This window comes from Pseudomonas gebzensis (assembly GCF_034427815.1).
Taxonomy (GTDB): Bacteria; Pseudomonadota; Gammaproteobacteria; order Pseudomonadales; family Pseudomonadaceae; genus Aquipseudomonas.
The window spans coordinates 1-734 of the sequence record NZ_JAXQNS010000039.1; the positions used below are offsets into that span (position 1 = coordinate 1).

1 protein-coding gene is annotated in these 734 nt (G+C 49.9%); it reads left to right on the top strand.

The window, feature by feature from the left end; genetic code table 11:
- Positions 1-561, top strand: a 561-nt coding sequence (locus tag SJI00_RS22365; protein WP_322463858.1) for a hypothetical protein, incomplete at its 5' end; no start/stop codon positions are given.
- Positions 562-734 lie beyond the last annotated feature (173 nt).

Sequence of the window (734 nt, forward strand, 5' to 3'; positions counted from 1 at the left end):
CATGACAACGCGCCCAGCGCTTGGGCGATAACGCTTTCCGTAATATTCTTCTTAATCCTCATCTCCCCCGGGGTATACGCAGACATCCACCGAGTTAATTTTGCTTATAGAATCACCCACTCAGGAATCGAGGAGCGCAAGTGGGAGAGCACTTCAAAGCTCAATTCAAAAATCATAGATGGCCTGTTAATCTTCCTAAAGGTGGTCATCATCTCCATCATTGCTACCGTCCCCGGCCCTGCCAAGCTTGCCTTAGCAGGCCCGGGCGGCATGGGGTTGGTAGCATTAGTCATGCTCCGCTCGAAAACATCGCGGGACATGCGCACCCGCTACCATCAGAACTCCTATAACTGGAAAGAAATCACTCAACTGTCGGTTGCCGCAAATAAAGATATTGTGAACCTGAAGTACAACGCTGTCAGCGATGTCCATACGCCGCGCTCAAGCCTGAGCATTTTGTGTAGAAAAAATCAAAAGGAGGCTGTGGCCACCTTAGTCTCCTCCTACCTCTCGCCTGATGCGCCATCCACAATGAGAAAATCTGCCGTTCCTGAGCGCTGACTGAAACTGCCTAACGTAAATACTCACGGCACGGCGGCATACAAATTCACCGTGCCTTCCAGTATTTTGGTTCTTGCGCGAGCCCTGCCAAGTGAAAGTGCCTCAAAAAATTATTACCCATCGAAAACCCAAGACAACTCACTGTTCTCAGGCATCACCTGAATCTAGGTTCT